This window comes from Mycoplasma sp. 4463 (assembly GCF_048381515.1).
In the GTDB taxonomy this organism is placed as follows: Bacteria; Bacillota_I; Bacilli_A; order Mycoplasmatales; family Metamycoplasmataceae; genus Mycoplasmopsis.
Genome location: NZ_JBLWID010000020.1, coordinates 1 through 16,362, shown reverse-complemented (window position 1 = coordinate 16,362; position 16,362 = coordinate 1). Strand labels below are relative to the sequence as shown.

The 16,362-nt window shown below is 30.0% G+C and carries 17 protein-coding genes and 1 tRNA gene; 5 read left to right on the top strand and 13 right to left on the bottom strand.

The window, feature by feature from the left end; genetic code table 4:
- Positions 1 to 1,301, top strand: a 1,301-nt coding sequence (locus ACNF36_RS02165) for an IS1634 family transposase (protein ID WP_418303565.1), incomplete at its 5' end; no start/stop codon positions are given.
- Between the two features lie 157 nt (positions 1,302 to 1,458).
- Here ACNF36_RS02165 and rpmE read toward each other — a convergent pair.
- The gene (gene rpmE / locus ACNF36_RS02160) at positions 1,459 to 1,671 is read right to left on the bottom strand and encodes a 50S ribosomal protein L31 (RefSeq protein ID WP_323177431.1); all 213 of its coding nucleotides are present in this window, start codon (positions 1,669 to 1,671) and stop codon (positions 1,459 to 1,461) included.
- A 27-nt stretch (positions 1,672 to 1,698) separates the two neighbouring features.
- Positions 1,699 to 2,298 carry a 30S ribosomal protein S4 gene (gene rpsD / locus ACNF36_RS02155; RefSeq protein ID WP_418303564.1) on the bottom strand — a complete coding sequence of 200 codons (600 nt, stop codon included), beginning with the start codon at positions 2,296 to 2,298 and terminating at the stop codon, positions 1,699 to 1,701.
- A gap of 375 nt (positions 2,299 to 2,673) precedes the next feature.
- Between rpsD and trpS the strand changes: the two genes are divergently transcribed.
- From trpS to ACNF36_RS02140, 3 genes are read left to right on the top strand one after another with little or no spacing between them, the layout of a single operon-like run.
- A complete protein-coding gene (trpS, locus tag ACNF36_RS02150) occupies positions 2,674 to 3,696 on the top strand; it encodes a tryptophan--tRNA ligase (RefSeq protein ID WP_257088715.1) in 1,023 nt (340 codons plus the stop codon).
- Between the two features lie 13 nt (positions 3,697 to 3,709).
- Entirely contained in the window at positions 3,710 to 5,455 is a 1,746-nt protein-coding gene (gene thrS / locus ACNF36_RS02145; protein ID WP_418303563.1) for a threonine--tRNA ligase, read from the top strand.
- Positions 5,448 to 6,005, top strand: coding sequence for a hypothetical protein (locus tag ACNF36_RS02140; RefSeq protein ID WP_418303562.1), 558 nt, complete (start codon positions 5,448 to 5,450; stop codon positions 6,003 to 6,005). Before thrS ends, ACNF36_RS02140 begins: the two co-directional genes overlap by 8 nt.
- 151 nt (positions 6,006 to 6,156) lie before the next feature.
- Here the strand turns inward: ACNF36_RS02140 and ACNF36_RS02135 are convergent, their stop codons facing one another.
- Together ACNF36_RS02135 and ACNF36_RS02130 are read right to left on the bottom strand one after the other, a co-directional pair.
- On the bottom strand, positions 6,157 to 7,452 hold the full coding sequence (locus ACNF36_RS02135) for a hypothetical protein (protein ID WP_418303561.1): 1,296 nt from the start codon (positions 7,450 to 7,452) through the stop codon (positions 6,157 to 6,159).
- Positions 7,453 to 7,698: 246 nt separating this feature from the next.
- Positions 7,699 to 8,496, bottom strand: coding sequence for a PTS glucose transporter subunit IIA (locus tag ACNF36_RS02130; RefSeq protein WP_418303560.1), 798 nt, complete (start codon positions 8,494 to 8,496; stop codon positions 7,699 to 7,701).
- Between the two features lie 143 nt (positions 8,497 to 8,639).
- Here ACNF36_RS02130 and ACNF36_RS02125 point away from each other — a divergent pair.
- A tRNA-His gene (locus tag ACNF36_RS02125) sits at positions 8,640 to 8,715 on the top strand.
- An 89-nt stretch (positions 8,716 to 8,804) separates the two neighbouring features.
- On the opposite strand, the gene atpC is transcribed toward ACNF36_RS02125, so the two are convergent.
- The 9 genes from atpC to ACNF36_RS02080 all read right to left on the bottom strand — a co-directional run bounded on the left by atpC (position 8,805) and on the right by ACNF36_RS02080 (position 15,878).
- Positions 8,805 to 9,224, bottom strand: coding sequence for an ATP synthase F1 subunit epsilon (gene atpC, locus ACNF36_RS02120; RefSeq protein ID WP_257088725.1), 420 nt, complete (start codon positions 9,222 to 9,224; stop codon positions 8,805 to 8,807).
- Positions 9,224 to 10,660: a F0F1 ATP synthase subunit beta gene (atpD, locus tag ACNF36_RS02115; RefSeq protein ID WP_323680143.1), complete on the bottom strand. Its 1,437-nt coding sequence runs from the start codon at positions 10,658 to 10,660 to the stop codon at positions 9,224 to 9,226. Before atpD ends, atpC begins: the two co-directional genes overlap by 1 nt.
- 19 nt (positions 10,661 to 10,679) lie before the next feature.
- The gene (atpG, locus tag ACNF36_RS02110; protein ID WP_418303559.1) at positions 10,680 to 11,537 is read right to left on the bottom strand and encodes an ATP synthase F1 subunit gamma; all 858 of its coding nucleotides are present in this window, start codon (positions 11,535 to 11,537) and stop codon (positions 10,680 to 10,682) included.
- A gap of 5 nt (positions 11,538 to 11,542) precedes the next feature.
- Positions 11,543 to 13,123, bottom strand: coding sequence for a F0F1 ATP synthase subunit alpha (gene atpA, locus ACNF36_RS02105; protein ID WP_323176568.1), 1,581 nt, complete (start codon positions 13,121 to 13,123; stop codon positions 11,543 to 11,545).
- Between the two features lie 3 nt (positions 13,124 to 13,126).
- Positions 13,127 to 13,687 (bottom strand): ATP synthase F1 subunit delta, encoded by a 561-nt coding sequence (atpH, locus tag ACNF36_RS02100; RefSeq protein ID WP_418303558.1) that lies wholly within the window; start codon positions 13,685 to 13,687, stop codon positions 13,127 to 13,129.
- 62 nt (positions 13,688 to 13,749) lie between these two features.
- A complete protein-coding gene (atpF, locus tag ACNF36_RS02095; protein ID WP_257088735.1) occupies positions 13,750 to 14,295 on the bottom strand; it encodes a F0F1 ATP synthase subunit B in 546 nt (181 codons plus the stop codon).
- A 5-nt stretch (positions 14,296 to 14,300) separates the two neighbouring features.
- Positions 14,301 to 14,603, bottom strand: a complete 303-nt coding sequence (gene atpE, locus ACNF36_RS02090; protein ID WP_257088737.1) for an ATP synthase F0 subunit C — start codon at positions 14,601 to 14,603, stop codon at positions 14,301 to 14,303.
- Positions 14,604 to 14,622: 19 nt separating this feature from the next.
- Positions 14,623 to 15,402 carry a F0F1 ATP synthase subunit A gene (locus ACNF36_RS02085; RefSeq protein ID WP_257088739.1) on the bottom strand — a complete coding sequence of 260 codons (780 nt, stop codon included), beginning with the start codon at positions 15,400 to 15,402 and terminating at the stop codon, positions 14,623 to 14,625.
- A gap of 20 nt (positions 15,403 to 15,422) precedes the next feature.
- Complete coding sequence (locus ACNF36_RS02080; protein WP_418303557.1) at positions 15,423 to 15,878, bottom strand: hypothetical protein; 456 nt, start codon at positions 15,876 to 15,878, stop codon at positions 15,423 to 15,425.
- Positions 15,879 to 16,362 lie beyond the last annotated feature (484 nt).

The following is a 16,362-nucleotide window of genomic DNA, read 5'->3' as shown; positions in this document are numbered from 1 at the left end:
TTGAATTTATCATTGGAACCAGAATTATTTTTCCAAGAAGCTACATTTGTCAATATAAAAACAAAAATGATTTTTTAAACAATGTTGAAATTAAAAAATCATCAATTTATAACTATTTTGACACTTTTTTAACAAACAAAGAGACTATTTTGTTCAATCTTTACAATAAATTACAGGAATTAACTAATAGAAACAGTAAACAATTACACTTTGACAATACAACTGTTTATTTTGAAAGTTTTTCAAGAAAAGGTGTAAGACAAAAAGGTTTTTCAAAAGACGGCAAACATGATGAAGACCAAATTGTAATAGCAATGGCAACAGACAATAATGGAATACCTTTTCATTACAAAATTTTTGAAGGAAATACTGCCGATTCACAAACTTTAATTAAGTTTTTAATTGAAATGGAAAGAATTTATAAGATTAAAGACTTAGCAATCATTGCCGACAGAGGAATTAGTCAAAATGCTAACTTAAGATTTTTAGAACAGAAAGGTTATAAATACATCGTCCAAAAACGTATTGATAACCTTAGCGAAGCAGATAAAAGATTCATCATTGAAGATAAAGATTATATGTTGGAACATGAAATGTTTTCAAAAAGCAGATTTGTGGAATCTGTTTGAGCAAACAATAGAAAAAGGAAAAGATTTAATCAAACTCTTAGAAAACAAATAGTTTACTTTAGCCCAGCAAAAGAAAAGCTCGACAGAATAAAAAGAGCTTTTTCGATAGCAAAATATGAGAAAAAATCAATTAATAATGTAATTTGCTTAAGTGATCTTGTTCCAGAATACAAGAAAAAATATATGGATGTTGAAGGCAAAACAATTGCCAAATTAAATTACTCTAAAATTAAAAAAATAGCTGATCAAGATGGTTTCTATATGATTGAAACCAACATATCTAATTTAACAGCACAAAGAGCTAATGAAATTTATAGACAACAATGAAAAATTGAAGAAAGTTTTAGAACATTGAAATCTTCACTTGAGGTTAGACCAATGTTTGTTCATAAAGATTCTCACATTCAAGCGCATGTTTTCTTGTGTTTCTTAGCGTTGATTGTCTTAAAATACTCAATTTACAAACTTAAAAAGTTCTATGAAGATAATGGTGAAATTCAAAAAGTAACTATGAATATGTTTATAGATGCATTAAAACTTATAACAATAACAACTAAAACTGTAAATGGCAAAGTTGTTGGTGAAATCATTAATAATTTAGATCCAAACCATTACGAATTAAACAAAATATATAAAGATTTTTCATTTGTTATAGAAAATCTATCATTGTAATTAAAAATAACAAAAAACGAAAGCGCCTTATTTATAGGTGTTTTCGTTTTTTAGCCCTTTTTAACTTGGAAACTCAGGATTACCTTGTTCCTAGGTTAAAAAGAAAAACTCAAACTACATAAAGTAATTTGAGTTAGATGTATAAATGAAACAATAATTATTTACCGTTCATTTTTTCAAGTCTTTTGTTGAATCTGTCGATTCTACCTGTCGCTTTAACTTGTGCTCTTGACCCTGTGTAAACTGGGTGGCATCCTGAACATACGTCTACTGTAAAGTTTGGTTTAACTGATTTGAATTGGAACACTTTGTGACAAGTTGAACAAGTAACGTTTACTTCGTGGTATGGTAAGTGAATATCTTTTTTCATAAATAAAACTCCTAATATTCCTAATTACTATTTTGAGTAGAACTCAACGATTAAAGCATCCTTGATTTCTGGGTGAATTTCGTTACGTTCTGGTAAACGGTCTAATTTAACTGAAAAGTCTTTTCTTGTCATTCAAGCTGAAGCAGCTTTTTGTTCCATAGCTTCAATAATTTGTTTGTTGTCTCTTGATTTTTCTTTAAGAGTAATTTCTGAACCTAATGAGATTGACATAGAAGGGATGTTTGCTTTTTTACCATCAACAACAAAGTGTCCGTGGTTAACAAGTTGACGAGCTTGTCTTCTTGTTGTAGCAAATCCTGCTCTATAAACTAAGTTGTCTAAACGAACTTCTAATAATTGAAGTAAGTTTGTCCCTGTAATCCCTTTAGCTTTAACAGCTTTTTCAAAAACTCTTCTTAATTGTTTTTCATTTAAACCAAATAAGTGTTTAACTTTTTGTTTTTCGTATAAGTGTAATCCGTATTCAGATAATTTAACACGTTTGTTTCCGTGTTGTCCTGGAGCATAAGTTCTCTTTTTACCTTTAGCGAATTCTTTACCTGATTCTAAGATAGAGAATCCTAAACGACGTGACTTTTTAAATACAGGTCCTGTGTATCTTGACATAGTATTTTTACCTCTTTCTGCATAACTTAGAGGGTTTATTTCTAACTAGTTAAATTTAACTTAATGCTTTGGATTAAATCAGCTAATCTACTTGCAATGTTATAGTCATGTTAAATTTATTTAAAAGTCATAATAAACTGCTGTTTTATGCTTATTTATTCTATCATTATTTTATAAATAATGAATTATTATTTATCTCTATATAACCTATTGAAAAAGATTTTTTAGTTTGCTTATTTTTGCTTAATTTATTGATTAATTTTGTTTCATTAATTCAGCTATTTGCATTTGTAAAATCAATCAACAAAATGAATATACATTATTTAAAAAACAATATAATTAATAAATAACTTTATTAATTAGTTAAGGAGTGTTATGAAACAAAAATTATTAAGTGGAATAAAACCAACTGGTGATTTAACATTAGGTAATTACATTGGCGCAATTAGAAACTTTGTACAAATGCAGAATGATTATGAATCATACATTTTTGTAGCTGACTTACATGCACTTACAACTGGAAGTGTCGATCCAGTTGAACTTAAAAAAGCAAGAAAAACCATTGTTGCACTTTATTTAGCTTGTGGACTTAATCCAGAAAATGTAACAATTTTCTATCAATCACAAGTTAGTGCGCACGGAATGATGAATTGACTTTGTACATCAGAAACGACAATTGGCGAATTGCAAAGAATGACCCAATTCAAAGATAAGTCACAACAAATCAAACAAGCTAACGGGACTTCTAAAATACCTACCGGTCTTTTAATGTATCCAGTATTAATGGCTGCCGATATTCTTTTATACAACCCTGATGTGGTTCCTATTGGAGAAGATCAAACTCAGCATCTTGAATTAACCAGAAACATTGCTGAAAGATTTAATTCAAAATACAATGCTAACTTCACAATTCCTAACGGAGTTGTTCCTAAAGTTGGAGCAAGAATTAAATCACTTACTGATCCTACTGCCAAAATGTCAAAAAGTGAACACGGTACCAAATCAACCATTTACTTACTTGAAGACCCCCAGCAAGCTTACAACAAGATTATGAAAGCAGTTACTGATTCAGAAGGTAAAGTATATATTTCAAATGATAAACCTGGTATTTTAAACTTACTTAATATCTATGCTTCATTAAACAACATAACACTTGAACAAGCAGAAGAATTATTTAAAGATAAAAACTATAAAGAATTTAAAGAAGCAGTTGCTACATCAGTTAAAAATCTTTTAATTGATATTCAATCAAAATACAATGCAGCTTTAAAAGAAGTTGACAAAATAACTGATGAAGGTGCAATTAGAGCTTCTAAAATCGCAGATTATAATTTAAACAAGTTAATGAAAAAAATGGGACTCTATTCCTCATTGACAAAACCGAAAAATGATAAATAAGAGGTAAATTAATATGAAAGCTAATAAAAAACTTAACCATACAACAAGTCACTTACTTGGTGCAGCTGTTGAAAAACTTTATCCAAATGTTAAATTAGGATTTGGTCCAGCTACTGAAGAAGGTTTTTACTATGACTTCGAATTTGCTGAACCACTTTCAGAAACAGAATTACCTAAAATTGAAAAGTTTATGAAAAAACTTGCTTCAAGAAATTTAGTTATGAAGCAAGTTTCAATTGATGAATATTCATTTGAAGGTAAACCTTACAAAAAAGAGCTTTATGACGAATTAGTAGCAGCAGGTAAAGAAGTTACATTCTATGCTCTTGTAGATCCTTTAAGTAATGAAACAATCTTTGTTGACTTATGTGCTGGTGGACACGTTGAAGACACAAAACACATTAAACACTTTAAATTACTTAACTTAGCTGGTGCATACTGAAGAGGAAATTCAGATAACATCCAATTAACAAGAATTTATGGAACATCTTGAGATACAGCAACAGAACTTGAAGAATACTTAGAAATCCTTAAAGATAGAAAAGAAAGAGATCACCGTAAAATTGGTAAAGAAATGAAATTATTCACATTCAACAAATTAGGTGGTCAAGGATTACCATTCTGATTAGAAGATGGAATGTACATTCACAACGAAATTAGAAACCTTGTTCTTAAAATGGACAGAAAATACGGTTTCACAGAAGTTTTAACACCACACTTTGGTGAAGAAGAACTTTACAAAATTTCAGGACACTTAGCTCACTACAAAGATGATATGTTTAAACCAGTTATGCTTGAAAACGAAAAGTTAATTGCACGTCCAATGACTTGTCCTCACCACATTATTTGCTACAACACAGAAAAACGTTCATACCGTGACTTACCGATTAGATATTCAGAACAATCACAACTTTACAGATATGAAAAATCAGGTGCTCTTACAGGTCTTGAACGTGTTAGAGGAATGCTTTTAACAGAAGGGCACTTATTTGTTAGAAAAGATCAAATTGCTCAGGAATTCAAATCAATGTATCAATTAATTAAAGAAACATTAGAAATTTTTAAAATTCAAATTAGTTATGTTTCTTTAAGTTTAAGAGATCCTGAAAACACAGATAAGTACTATTCAGATGACAAGATGTGAAATGAAGCTGAAAATGAACTTAGAAATGTGCTTAATGAATTAGGTGTTAAATACGAAGAAAAAATCGGAGAAGCTGCTTTCTATGGACCTAAAATGGATATTCAAATCTTTACAGCTTTAGGACACGAAATCACAGTTTCTACATTACAACTTGACTTCTTATTACCTGAAAGATTTGATATTACATACACAAACAAAGACAATCAAGAAGAACGTCCAGTTATGATCCACAGAGGTCTTATTGGAACATATGAACGTTTTGTTTCAATTCTTTTAGAACAAACAAAAGGTGTGCTTCCATTCTGATTAGCACCAAAACAATTCACAGTCATTCCTGCTACAAATAATCCAGAAGATGTGAAATACGCATCAGACATCAACCAATTATTATTCAATGCAGACTTTAGATCTAAATTAGACGACCGTGAAGAACGTTTAGGTAAAAAAGTGCGTGAGGCACAAATGTCAAAATCTAAATTCCAAATCATTGTTGGAGAAGCTGAAAGATTAAATGAAACTGTTTCATACCGTGAATATGGTAAACAAGAAACAACAACAATGCCTGTTGCAGAATTTGTCCTAAAAATGATGAGATTGAGAGATTCTCGTGAATAATAAAAAACAAGAAAACAAAAATGAAAAGAAAGTTAGAAAACCAATTAATGGTTGATACATATCATTTTTAGTAATATTTTGAGTTTTAGCTGCTGCAATGATTTTAACAAGTGGAAACATCATCCCTTGAGATAGAATCGTTCCAAATTCTGTTTATAATGTACCTCTTTATTCACGTATATTAGCATCAATTTTCTTTCCAATTTTAGTTTTATCATTTGGTTTCTTTGTTGTTTTAAAGGAAAAAATGAGTGTTTGAAGACTTGTTAACTATGTATTCATTATTGGAATTATAATCACACTATTTTGAGTTCCTAGAATGATTAATGTTAACGAAGGAACAGAGAAAGCTGAAACTAGTTGACAACCAAAATGACTATTATTCCCTTATGATGTAACTGTCGTATTTGGTGTTTGTGTAATCTTATACGCTTTATGTTTATACTTTGTTACACCAAAATTTGTAAGTTTCATGAGACCCAAAATTCAAAAATTCTTAGGTTGTTTGAAGAAACAAAAATCAATTTTAGAACAAGAATCAAAAAACTAAAATTAATAATTATTAAAAATTCCTATCACTGCTGAAGCGATAGGAATTTTTAATATACTTTTCATAATAACAAATCTACCAGCGATATTGAGCTGAAATAAGGCGAAAAAACAGTTTTTTTAGATTTTCTATCTTACTTTTATCAACCTAGTTACATTAATCCGACAGCTTTTAGGATACCAAGAAGAATTCCTACCAAAATTAATGTTAATATAGCTCCTAAGGAAGCTCACACAGCTTTACCCTTCACATTTTTTCTTTGAGCACTAATTTTATTTGCAACTTCTTTAATAAGATCAGTTTTAACAAAGATCTGCTTTTTAACTTGAGCATTATTACTTTCAGCAGGTAACTGATGATCACAAACAATAGCATTTGTTTCAGTAGGTTTCTCAGGTGTAAATTCAATACTTTCAATTAATGAGTTATATTTGTTGGTTTTATTATTAATAAGAATGTAAATATACCAACATAATTGATGAATATTTCGGTCACTTTTTAGATAGTTAGAATCAGAATACGTCTTGAAATCATAAATAAATGGCTTCAATATATTTACGTTATCTAAATCAACCATAAACTTTTTATCTGAAAATGTTCCTTCAGTTGAGTCTATGTGATTAAAATCAGAAATTTCTAATGCCTTAAGATATAAAGATGTTTCAGCATAAAAATGATAGTAATTTGCAAGAATAAATGTAAGTGAATTAGGATAATTTTCTGTTTTATTGCCACAAATAATATATCATCATAATCTTTGCATCTCACTCTCATTGAATATTTTCACAAGTGATTCATCGCGAAATATTAGTTTCAAGAAGTAATATACAAATCATAATATAGGATTATCTTGTTCAAATTTTTCACAATTGAAATAATTGTGATTTCTAGCAGGATAATTTGCAAAGTTATCTTTTCCCTTTTCAAAGAATTTTTTCAAACACTCAGTAACCTTTTTATTTTTTATAAATTCCTCATCTTTTTTCAATATGTCATCAATATTAAACTTTTCTCAATTCTTTACTTTGGAATCTGTGAAACATATTGCTTTAAATAAGTATTCTGGCATTTTACCTTTAAAATTTGCCACTTTTGTAATATCAGTTATTTTTTTAGCAGCTAATTTTTCAATGGCATCAGTATATATTTCATATTTAGTTTTTTCTTCATTGTTTGAGTTTTGATACAAAGTCGAAAAATCCACTTCTGTCTGCTTGCTATTGAATAATTCTTGAACATTCTCAAAAATTTCCTTATCAGTAAAATCACTATCAGAAAATGATGAAAAATTATCCTTAATATTTGAATTTGAATTATCAAACTTTTTTAAAAGTGAATTTGAAATTAAGACTTTGTGAATTTCTCGTGTTTTTAGATCTATAAAACCTGTCAATAATTCTGTGTGACTAAATCATCTATGTCCTTTGGTATTCTTACTTTTACTCATAATATAAAAATTGTAATACAAAAAAAGAAAAGCACCATTTAAATGGTGCTTGTTTCCCGGAAAAAGAGATGCTATCAAAGAGTTTATATTTTCTAATTCCAGGTTACCTCATTAAATATCAAAATAATGAGGTACTTTTATTTTAAAACTTTTTTGGAATATATATCACCAGAAAAATATTTTTTTAATAAATAAAAAAGAACAGATTTTTTCTGCTCTGATTTACAACTCAGTTTAATCTAAAGATTAAACTAATTTAGCAATAACTTCTGAATGTTTGATGTTTTTGTGTTCTAAGTTTTTAAAATTTTGTAATTTTGAATCAGTTGTTAATGCGAAAATAATTTCTTCATCAATGTTTTCTGCTTTGAATCTATTTAAATCTAAAACGATTAATTCATCTCCTGATTTAACTTCTTGGTTTAATGAAACTTTAGCATCCATACCAATTCCATTTAATTTGTATGAGTTTAAACCAAAAACAATAACAGCTTCAACACCTAATGATGTGTTAGATAAGATAACTTGTGATTTACTTGCTGGTTGCATTGTTATTTTTCCATCAAATGGAGCAACAATTTTCCCTGATGTTCCATCTAATTTGATTGCAAATCCTTTTCCAACTAAATCATTTGAAAATACACCATCATTTAATGATTCAAGTGAAACAATGTGTCCTGAAGCAGGTGCTAAGATTTCTAATTCTGAAACTGCTTGAGTAGATGCTGTAGCATTATTTGATGTTGAAACAGTTGAAACTTCAACTGATTTACACATTGTTGAAATTAAGTCTTTGTTAATTTTGATAAGTGCATTTAAAGCCTCTGCATTTTGTAATTCAACTTGAACATGTTTTTGTGCTTCGAAAATTTTAACTGATGTAGCACCTAATTGTTCGAATTCTGCTTTTGAAACTAATGAAACATTTTTAACATCATATCTTAATTGTGATGCTGAATTATTGAATGAAGTAATATTGTCAAGCCCACCGAATGCATCAACAATTTTTACTAATAAGTCTATGTATTTATCTCTTTCAGTCATAATAATATACTCCTTAAATAAAATAAATTTTATATCATTTTTATAATGTTGAAAATAGATTTTAACACCTTAATATAAGGTCTAAAAATTAATTAAATTGTTTACTAGATGCTTAAAATAGTGGTATAATAGTTTTACTTATGGCGAACGTGGTGAAGTGGTTAACACAGTGGGTTGTGGTCCCATCATGCGCGGGTTCGAATCCCGTCGTTCGCCCCATATGAAAGAAAGTTGTTAATAGCAACTTTTTTTGTTTTCGTTTTTTTACATCAAGTGCATAATAAAAGCAACCTAAAAGGTTGCAAATATTATTTATTGAATAAATTGTATGCATCAATTTTAAAAAGAGCTTTTTTAAGTTTAGACTCTAATTTTGTTTTGTTTACTGAATCATTGTGTGAAGCCTCTTCGATTTGTTTAATAAGTTTATCACGGTCACGAAGCGCTCTTTGGACATCAATGTTTTTAACATTGATAATATCATCTGTTATGATTGATACTTTTTTCTCATCAGCATATACAAGACCACCACCGATGTAGCAACGAATTTCTTCACCATTTTCAGGTTTGATTGATAAGTTGCAAATTTCAATGTTTGAGAAAAGTGGTGTTCTATTAGCTTGAAGCCCGATGTAACCTGATGCTGTTTTTAATGTAACAATGTTTACATCACCTTCATAAAATACACCTGATGGTACTGTGATTAATAAATGAGTTGTATTATTCATTATTTTTTATCTGTTGATGATTCAGTTGAAATGTTATTTTCTTCTTGATATTTTTTGTAACGTTCAATAACATCATCAATGCTTCCAGCATATCTGAACATTTCTTCTGGAAGGTTATCTAATTCACCTGAAAGAATAACTTTGAAACTTCTAATTGTTTCAGATAATGGAACATATCTACCTTTAATACCACTGAATTTTTCGGCAACTGTGAAAGGTTGAGATAAGAATTGTCTAATTCTTCTTGCTCTGTTAACAATTTTCTTATCTTCTTCAGATAATTCACCCATCCCCAAGATCGCAATAATATCTTGAAGTTCTTTAAATCTTTGTAAGATTGCAACAACTTCTTGAGCTGTTTCGTAGTGTTCATATCCAACAATTAATGGATCAAGTAATCTCGATGAAGAGTTAAGTGGGTCAATAGCTGGATAAATTCCAAGTGCTGCTGTTCCACGGTCAAGAACTGTTTTAGCATCTAAGTGAGTGAAAGTTGTGGCAGGTGCTGGATCAGTTAAATCATCAGCAGGCACATAAACGGCTTGAACTGATGTAATCGAACCTCTACGTGTTGAAGTAATTCTTTCTTGAAGCGCACCCATTTCTGTAGCAAGTGTCGGTTGGTAACCAACAGCTGATGGCATACGTCCTAAAAGAGCAGAAACCTCTGAACCAGCTTGTGTAAATCTAAAGATGTTGTCGATGAATAAGAGTACGTCTTGATTTTGTTTATCTCTAAAGTACTCAGCCATCGTAAGACCTGTAAGAGCAACTCTCATACGTGCTCCAGGTGGTTCGTTCATTTGTCCAAACACAAGTGCAGTTTTATCTAAAACTCCTGCAGCTTTCATTTCATAGTAAAGGTCATTTCCTTCACGTGTTCTTTCCCCAACTCCAGCAAATACTGAAAGTCCATTGTGCTCTGTAGCTATGTTGTTAATAAGTTCTTGAACAAGAACTGTTTTACCAACTCCAGCTCCTCCAAAAAGACCAATTTTTCCACCCTTTGCATAAGGAATAAGTAAGTCAATAACTTTAATTCCTGTTTCAAGCACTTCTGATGAAGTTTTTTGTTCTTCATAAGAAGGTGCTGGCGCGTGGATAGGATCTCTTTCAATGTCTTTTGGTAAAGGTAAGTTGTCAATTGGGTTTCCTAAAACGTCAAACATTCTACCTAAAACAACGTTTCCTACAGGTACAGAAATTGGTGCACCTGTGTCAGTTACAACCATTCCTCTTTGAAGCCCATTTGTAGAAACCATTGAGATTGTACGAGCTGTATCATCCCCAATGTGTTGAGCAACTTCGAATGTGTAAACTTTTCCATCATGTTCTAATTCAACAGCATTAAGTAAGTGAGGTAATTTTCCTTCTTCAAATCTAACGTCCACAACTGGACCTAAGATTTGAACGATAATTCCTTTGTTTTTTACCATTCATTCCTCCTTATTTTAATTAAGTAGCATCTGCACCAGCTACAATTTCATTGATTTCTTGAGTTATGTTACTTTGACGTTTTCTGTTAAATTGTAATCTTAACTCATCAACTAAGTCTGTTGCATTATTTGTAGCATTTTCCATAGCATTACGTCTTGAAGCGATTTCTGAAACTTTTGAACCTGTAGCAAGTCCATAAACCATACTTGCTAAGTAAAGTGGAATTGAGTTTTTAAGCACCACTTCTGAGTTAGGCTCAAATTCAATTGTGTTTCTAGCTTGCACACTAGCATTTTCAGATTCAATGTCTAGTGGAAAGAGTTTAAGTTTTTTAGCTTCCTGTGTAATGTTGTTAATAAATTCTGTGTAATAGATGTAAATGTTAGCAACTCTTTTGTTTGAATATTCTTCAAAAGCTTTTTTAGATACAACAGAACTAAGTTCATAAGAGATTTTATCTCCTAGTTCTGTGTATTTAGAAATGACTTGTTCATCATATTTAAATGAATGTAATAGAGCAAGTCCTTTTCCTCCAAGAACAATGATTTTGTCGCTTGGTTTAAGAGTTTCTTTAAGTAGTTTAACAATATTAGTATTGTATGAACCACATAATCCTAAATCAGATGTGATGATGATGTGTAAATCAGAATCAACATTAGTGTTTTTAGGGAAAATTGAGTAAAACTCTCTTGGTTCAACGTGTGATGCTAATTCTCTAAACATTTCGTTTAGTGAATTTAAATATGTTTCAATACTTTCAAATTCAGTTCTAATTCTACGTAATTTAGCAGTTGATACTAATTGCATAGCATTAGTAATCTTTTTGGTATTGTTAATTACATTAATTCTATTTTTAATTGAATTTAAGTTTGCCATTTTAATTATTTAAGTAAGTCATTGTATTTTTTAGGAAATGCTTTATGCAACTTAGGATCATAGTTAGGAATTGTAGCGATGATGTTTTGTACTATCTTAACTAATACTTTTTCTGTTGTTTGGTAGTCTTCAGGTGTGAATAAACCTTTTGAAGCAATGTTTGAGAAAAGTTCCATACCTTCAGCTGTTTTGTTTACAAATGCAATAACGTTATCTCTGTATTCTTTAATGTATTCTTTTGGAAGTGGGTTAATAATTCTTTCTTTAACCCCTAAAAGAATAATAGCTTGTGTAACTTGTGGAATCGCAAAGTATTGTTCTTGTTTTAAAAGTTCATATACTTTAGCACCGTGTTCTAAAATTGATTTAGTAGACTCATCAAGGTCTGAACCAAATTGAGCAAAAGCTAACATTTCGTTGTATTGAGCAAGTTCAAGTTTAAGTGAACCAACAACTTGTTTCATAGCTTTAATTTGCACAGCTGAACCAACACGAGAAACTGAGAAACCAATATCAACTGCAGGTCTTTGTCCTGAGTTAAATAGTGATTCTTTTGTGAAAATTTGACCATCTGTAATTGAAATTACGTTAGTTGGAATGTAAGCTGAAATATCCCCTTGTTGAGTTTCAATGATTGGAAGAGCAGTAATTGAACCTCCACCATTTTCTTTGTTGAGTCTAGCTGCACGCTCTAAAAGTTGAGAGTGTAAGTAGAAAACGTCTCCAGGGTAAGCTTCACGACCAGGTGGTCTTCTTAAAAGAAGTGAAAGCGTTCTATATGCAACTGCGTGTTTTGATAAATCATCATAAACAATTAATACGTCTTGTCCTTGAGACATTCAGTATTCTGCAATAGTAACTCCTGTATATGGAGCAATGTATTGTTGTGGAGCTAATTCTGAAGCTCCTGCAACAACTACTGCTGTGTAATCAAGCGCACCAAATTCATTAAGTTTGTTAACAATTTGCGCAACTGTTGAGTTCTTTTGTCCAATTGCTACATAAACACACTTAACGTTTTTACCTTTTTGGTTGATGATAGCATCAATAGCCATAGCTGTTTTACCAGTTTGACGGTCACCGATGATAAGCTCTCTTTGACCTTTACCGATTGGAATCATTGAGTCAATAGCAATAATACCTGTTTCAAGTGGTTGGTTAACTTCTTCTCTAGTCATAACACCAGGAGCAATTTTGAAGATTTCACTTTTAATTGTTCCTTGAATTTTACCTTTACCATCAATTGGTTCTCCAAGGGCGTTAACAACTCTACCTAAAAGAGCATCACCAACATTTACGTCAATAACTTGACCTGTTCTTTTAACAATGTCTCCTTCAGAAACAGAGTTAGCATCACCAAATAAAGCAACTCCAACTGTTTCTTCTTCAAGGTTTAAAGCAAGTCCATAAACACCGTTGTCAAAAACTACGATTTCGGCGTTTTTAACCTTTTGAAGACCTGATACAACAGCAATACCATCACCAATTGAGATAACTTGACCAATTTCTGATCTGTCAGCTACTTTACCAATGTTTTGAATTCTTTCTTTAATGATTGCAGAAATATCATCTAATTTGATAGCCATAAATTACACCTCCTTTTCTTTTTGTTTAAAAATAATTTCGTTTTTGATTTTGTTTAAGTCATGTAGTATGTTCATTTCAATGACTTCGGTTTTAGACACAATTCTAAATCCACTAATAATATTTGGGTTAATTACATTGTGAATTTCAATTGTACGTCTTGTAACTTTTTGAAGTTTGTCGTTGATTTGTTGAAGTTGCTCATCACTTAATGGGAAAGCTGATTCAACTACTACATAACGAATTCTTAATGCATCATTTGATAACTTTAAATATTCAATGATGATGTTTTTTAATTGAGACACCATTTTTCTTTGAACTATAACTTTAATTGAGTTAATTACAATATAGTCAAATTGATTTTTATCAAAAGCCATATCGATTGTTTTGAATCTTTCAGCTTCAGGAATTAAGTCGTTTCCTAAATATTCGATAAAACCTAGAATTGTGTCAATTAAATCTTTAACAGCCTCAAATTGAGGTTGAATTAATTTAAATTTATCTTGTTTTTTGACCAAGTCATAAATTGCTACTGCATATGCAGATGTATTTCTTTTTTTGTACATAATAAAATCTTGAAAGTTTTGCTATTTTACTTTTATAGTAGTTATATAGATGTAAAAGTTAATTACTCACTTGATTCAAGATAGTTTTTAATAATTTCATCTTGAGTTTGTGGAGAAATTTCTTTACGTAAGATTTTCTCTGCTAATTCTGTAGCTACTTGGATTACATATTTTTTAGCATTAGCATCAAATTCTTTCTTTTGCAACGCTATATCTTGGTTAGTTTCTTCAAGTAATCTATATGATTCAGCTTTTGCTTTGTCAATATAAGTTTTAGAAACTTCACCAGCTTTTATTTTTGCTTTGTTAACAATGCTATCTGCTTGCTTGTGAGCTTCTTTAAGTTTTTCGTTTGCATCGTTTAAAACTTGTAAGCTGTCTTCTTTTTGTTTAATAGCACTGTTGATATTTTCTTGGATGAAATTTGTTCTATTTTTCATCATCTTTTTAACTGGTTTATATAAAAGATATGTAAGTAATAAAAACACAATTAAAAAAGCGATGATAGTAGCAATCATCATTGGAACACTTGGAAATAGTCCATTGAATTTTTCTTGGACTTGTTGATTCAATGATTCTTGCTTAAGATAAATTAAATTTTGAACCATAGTTATTATTTAATGAACATTAATAATAAAGCAATAATAAATGCATAAATAGCAGCTGTTTCAGCAATACCAACACCGATAATTAACATTAAACGGATTTTTGATTCTGCTTCAGGATTTCTTCCAACAGCTTCTGCAGCTTTACCAGCAGCATAACCTTGTCCGATACCTGTTCCTAAAACACCGATTGCAGCTAATCCTGCACCAATAGCAACAAGACCTGATTTGATGTCTCCACCATTTTGTGCAGCTGCTTGAGTAGTGTTATTTGCAGTTTCTTCTAAAAATTTTGTTACTGTTTCAATCATAATTAATCCTCTTTTCTATTTAATAAATTGCTTGTGATAATTGTGAATTAAGGTTTTTGTTACTTCTTACAATTTTTGATTTACCTTTTTTAAGTTTTTTAGGTTTAACTTCTTCTGCAGTTGACTCAATAGTTCAGTATACAAGTGTTAAAAGTGAAAATATGTAAGCTTGTAAGGTAGAACCGAATAAGTCAAAATAAAAGTGTAATGCAGGTGATAAAATCAATCCAAAGAAGAATTGTTGATTACTTGACCCTGTTACTTTTGTCCATATTCACCCACAGAATGAATAAAATAAGAAAATAACTGTAGATCCTCCTATAACATTTCCATAAATACGAAAACTAAGAGAAATAAGAGGAGATACTTTACCAGGTAAATCAAGTGGGTTGATAAATGATTTTAGATATCTTCACTTACGGTACACTGCGCCACAAACAAAGATACCAAGTCAGCTCATTAAAGCTAATGTTAACGGAACTGAATAAGATGTTACGATCGGTTCTAAACCAAAGACAGCTGTAAGGTTACCAATTAGAATAAAAGTAGCTAAAGTCAAAATATAGTATCTTGAATTTTGCACTTGTGTTCCACCAGTTGCATCATCAAAAGTTTTGTCAATGAATTTAACATAACCTTCAGCAATGAGTACTACACCTTTCGGAGCTTCATTTGGCTTAATTTTTGATACTTTGAAATAGACAACTAAACAAATAATTAGTACTATAAAAACAGTAACTACAAGCGATAACATTTGTGGTTGATTTCAAACTCAAAGACCTTTTAAAAATGTATCCATCCTGCTCATCTCCTTTCTTTTTAGTTTCTTATTTTTTTATTAACTATTTCTGTGATGATAATCACAAAAATATTAGTTAATATTCCTCCAGCAAATGCAAAGAAATTAAATGGTTGATCTAATACTTGCAATACTGAATATTCGGTAATCTGCATTTGTTTTAAGTACTCTGTATTAATAAAAAACATTAAGTACACGATCGCACCTAAAATTAAGAAAAATAAAACTGATTTTAAAATCGATAAAGCATACAATTTTGTTTTTTTATTTCTTAGAAATAAATACGCAAAAAGTCAGTTTAATTTAAATAAAAAATAAATTAGTAGACCACCTAATGCATACCCAAATAATAGACCACGATTAATTCCTATAAGAGATAAAAACACTACAGAAATTAATAAAAAAAAGATTGCAAATATAAAAGTATGCATTTGCATATATGTCATTTTTTTTATAGCCTTTTTAATTGGTAGCATGTTTCTATTTTAATACTTTTAGAAAGTTATATCACCTTTTTTACAATATTTTTTTAGGTTGCTAAAATTAGCGAAATAAGCTACTAAGACAACAAAAAAGAAACCATAAAATGGAATATTTAGTGAGGTGGTAAATCCACATACTTGAATTTTATGGATTCTTCATTTGAATCATACAAAATAAATGTGTTAATCTTTACCTCAAACAGAGGTGGCTTTCTTTTAATAAAGAGTTCGATTATCAATTTTAATTGGTAATTTTTTATACATTTTTTATACTACATACTAAAATCGATTTTAATGTAAATTTGATAATTTTAAATAAAACATTGCATTCCAACACTTACGATAATAATGCTAAATTAGTAACACATAGAATATTTAATTAAGAAATGAATTTTAATAAGAAAATATATTTTTATTATTTAGAAATAATAGTTTCTCATATCTATTTTTTTTGTAATTTTGGCTATTTACTTTGTTT